General features: G+C 42.9%; 4 protein-coding genes and 1 pseudogene. 2 read left to right on the top strand and 3 right to left on the bottom strand.

Annotated elements, in window-relative coordinates; genetic code table 11:
- Window positions 1–40 precede the first annotated feature (40 nt).
- Window positions 41–382: an alpha/beta hydrolase gene (locus A3761_RS14820; RefSeq protein ID WP_068750421.1), complete on the top strand. Its 342-nt coding sequence runs from the start codon at window positions 41–43 to the stop codon at window positions 380–382.
- A gap of 446 nt (window positions 383–828) precedes the next feature.
- On the opposite strand, the gene A3761_RS26290 is transcribed toward A3761_RS14820, so the two are convergent.
- Window positions 829–978: a hypothetical protein gene (locus tag A3761_RS26290; RefSeq protein WP_156491869.1), complete on the bottom strand. Its 150-nt coding sequence runs from the start codon at window positions 976–978 to the stop codon at window positions 829–831.
- Between the two features lie 80 nt (window positions 979–1,058).
- Here A3761_RS26290 and A3761_RS14810 point away from each other — a divergent pair, with 80 nt between their 5' ends.
- Window positions 1,059–2,021, top strand: a complete 963-nt coding sequence (locus tag A3761_RS14810) for a YheT family hydrolase (protein WP_068510646.1) — start codon at window positions 1,059–1,061, stop codon at window positions 2,019–2,021.
- A 3-nt stretch (window positions 2,022–2,024) separates the two neighbouring features.
- On the opposite strand, the gene A3761_RS14805 is transcribed toward A3761_RS14810, so the two are convergent.
- On the bottom strand, window positions 2,025–2,693 hold the full coding sequence (locus A3761_RS14805; RefSeq protein WP_068508922.1) for a hypothetical protein: 669 nt from the start codon (window positions 2,691–2,693) through the stop codon (window positions 2,025–2,027).
- Between the two features lie 25 nt (window positions 2,694–2,718).
- Window positions 2,719–3,512 (bottom strand): annotated as a pseudogene (locus A3761_RS27760) (chemotaxis protein); the annotation flags it as partial.

The following is a 3,512-nucleotide window of genomic DNA, read 5'->3' as shown; positions in this document are numbered from 1 at the left end:
GTTTACATCTAGATACAAAGTAGTTAATTGAGGAAGTTGAATGAATTGGGATCGTGATCGCTTATTAATGGAGTTAGGTAAGTTTTCGTTTAAGTCGAAAGCTGCAGTTAAGGGGGAAATAGCGCATTACTATGACTTCTATGATATGGCTTTCTATCGTGAGTTCGACGGACTAGAGCAGCGTGCAGGTTGGCTTGATGCAAGTGACTTTCGTATCGTTATGCAAAGCTTTAAACCACTTGATGCTAAAGGTACCGTGTTTGTGTTTCATGGATACTTCGATCATGCCGGAATATATCATCACCTAATTCGCTTTTTAATAAAGTCGGGTTATGCGGTTGTTATCTATGATATGCCTGGACATGGATNNAAGTNNCCATGAAACACAAACACGGTACCTTTAGCATCAAGTGGTTTAAAGCTTTGCATAACGATACGAAAGTCACTTGCATCAAGCCAACCTGCACGCTGCTCTAGTCCGTCGAACTCACGATAGAAAGCCATATCATAGAAGTCATAGTAATGCGCTATTTCCCCCTTAACTGCAGCTTTCGACTTAAACGAAAACTTACCTAACTCCATTAATAAGCGATCACGATCCCAATTCATTCAACTTCCTCAATTAACTACTTTGTATCTAGATGTAAACGACGCAATTAGACGTTTCTATTAGCTTTGTTAAAAATTAACAAACGCTCAGATACATAAACTCACATTTAACATTGTTTTAAATTAGAGCCCTAAAAAGCATCAATAATTTAGTTACAATATAACCACAACGACATTACAAGGATATTTTAAATTGCGACCTACCGTGAACTAGCAAACTTATCTTAGCTGCTGGTTCATTACCTGAGTAATTAGTGTCGCAAATAAAGAAGAGAGTAGATCATGAGACAAGAAAGTAAACCTTTTACCTTTATCGACATCGTATTGGCCATGAGCATCACTGGCATCATGCTTGGCTTCCTCGTTCAACAGCTTCTCGACTTTTAGTATTTAACAGCGGCCTGTTTTGCCGCATAATCACCAGATATTTTTTGCTGGGTGATAAATAAATGGAATACCTTCCTCCCTGGTGGGCCAGAAATGGCCACCTTCAGAGCGTCTATCCTTCAGTTTTCAGAAAGGTATCAGCTGACTTTTATACTCGTGAGCGCCTGGAAACACCCGACCAAGACTTTATCGACCTGGATTGGGCCAAGAACAAGCAAAGCCCTCTTAAAAGGCTTGTGGTGCTTAGTCATGGCCTTGAAGGACATAGTAAACGTCCATACATACTCGGCATGGCGAAAATTGCGCTCCAGAACAACTGGGATGTGCTTGCCTGGAACTTCCGCTCATGCAGTGGCGAACCAAACAGAAAGCTCCAGTCATACCACAGCGGTCAAACAGGAGACTTACAATACGTTGTTAAGCATGCCATAGCACAAGGTTACGAAGAGGTCTGCTTAGTTGGCTTTAGCATTGGTGGCAATAAGACACTTTTATACCTTGGCCGCGAATCCGAAGACGTTCCCAAAGAAGTCAGCGGCGCCGTTACCTTTTCTGTTCCATGTGATTTAACTAGCAGCTCAAAACAGTTAGCGCTGCCACAGAATAAAATTTACATGAAAAATTTCCTGTTCAGCCTTAAAGCAAAACTTAAAGAAAAAAAGCTTCGTTTCCCGCAAGAAGTTGACCTAACAGGTTTTAGAAAACTGAAAACCTTTTACGACTTTGACCAGCGCTACACTGCACCATTAAACGGCTTTGCTAGTGCAGAAGAATACTGGTACAAATCGAGTTCTAGCAGGTATATAGAACAGATAAATACACCAACACTACTTATCAGCGCGTTAGATGACCCATTCCTCACAAAGCAATGTTTCCCACATGAAGCAGCGAAGAGCAACCCTTGCTTCGAGCTAGAAACACCACGTTTTGGTGGTCATGTTGGCTTTATGGGCTTTAACAAAGAAGGACTCTACTGGTCAGAAGAACGTGCGATTGAATACTTAAATCGCTTAAGCCGGTTTTAAAGCTTAAAGCCAGCTCTCAATTGCCTCGTGTGCCTGAACATTCTCCGCTCGAGCCTGCAAACCACCCTCACTCAAATAAACGCTAAACCGAGCCCGGTCTTTCATAGGAATAAAGGTACCACTCCCGTAAACCAAGCTCGCCCCTGGCAGCCACTTATAACTAGTTAGCCATTGCTTAAAATCTCTAAGCACAGGCAGCGTATTTTCTGAGCCCTTGTCAGCCTGCCAAAGATTAAACAGCGTCCTGGGCTTATTTCTTTCATCATCTATTGAATGGTAACGTCCAGATAAGCGGTCAAAACGAAATGCATCTTCCATCCCTAAAAAGCGCCAGAAATCTCCCCAGACGAGCAAGCGAGCATCCAGCTGCCACATATCCCCTTCTATTTCAAAGTGCAGAGGAGGCTGTTCGTTTAGCTCTAAAACCAAATTATATCGTTGAGGTCCAAGTCTAAATGTTTCAACGCTTGCTATCTTTTGAGCAGAAGTTTGTGCTTTAAAACTGTACAAATCCCAGGAACTGTAAAGAAGGGCCATTGCAGAGAGTATAGCTAGAATAGCAAGCGTAGCTTTTAGCCATGCCTTGAACCATGTACGAAGGAACAGGTACTTGAAAGAAATAACAATTAGCAGAGCGCCGAGAATAGCAATAGACAAGACGGGCAAGAACATAATTACCTCCTACCCTTGTATAAGCTTAAGTACCATACCCAATTGAAGCCAGACTTTCTTCTGACAACTTTAACAAAGCATCATTCTGGGTTTGTGCCTTGGTCATACTCTCAATGTAGTATTCCAATGAAGTCAGTGCATCAGCCAGAGTTTCTAACAAAGTCTGGTCAGGCATCGTATCACCGTCAACCAACTCCTGTTGAATACAGGACATGCACTTCAATAACAAGGACGTTAACCTCTCCTCACCAATGATGCTCATTGCACCACGGATACTGTCCATGACAGTATAGACTGTTGCCAGGTGAAGCTTATCACCCTGGGATTCAACGTAGGAGCTAATTGATCGTTTAGCCAAGCCTAGCCCGGACTTTGACTCATCAATAACAACGATAGTCGCTTCGCTCAAATATGGCGTTTCGCCATCTTTATGGGCCGACTGCAACTCTACTTCACCCTGAATACCCGTTTCTTCAAAGCGCTTAATCGCCTGCTCAATACCTAACACAGCGTCAGCTACAGCAAATAAATCCTGTTCGGCAACATCCGTCCCTGTGCCTTGCCAAGTTTTGATTGCTTCGATCTGCTGATCACAAGCTAGGCTAATTTTCTTCAGGTCGAGCATAGACAAGGTGCTGCTCAGGCGTTCAAAGACACCCACTATAAACTGCATATCCTCATCGCTTGGCGCATCACCACGCTCAAGAATATCTAATTTTTCTTTAAGCTGAATTAGCTCTTCTTGCAATGCATTGGACAAAGACTTAAGAACATCTGCACCCGGGCCAAACAACCGCTTGCTTTCTGCCGATAAAGACT

Source organism: Oleiphilus sp. HI0123, assembly GCF_001635315.1.
Note: the sequence above shows the minus strand (reverse complement) of the source record. Positions and strands in the feature narration are given on the sequence as shown.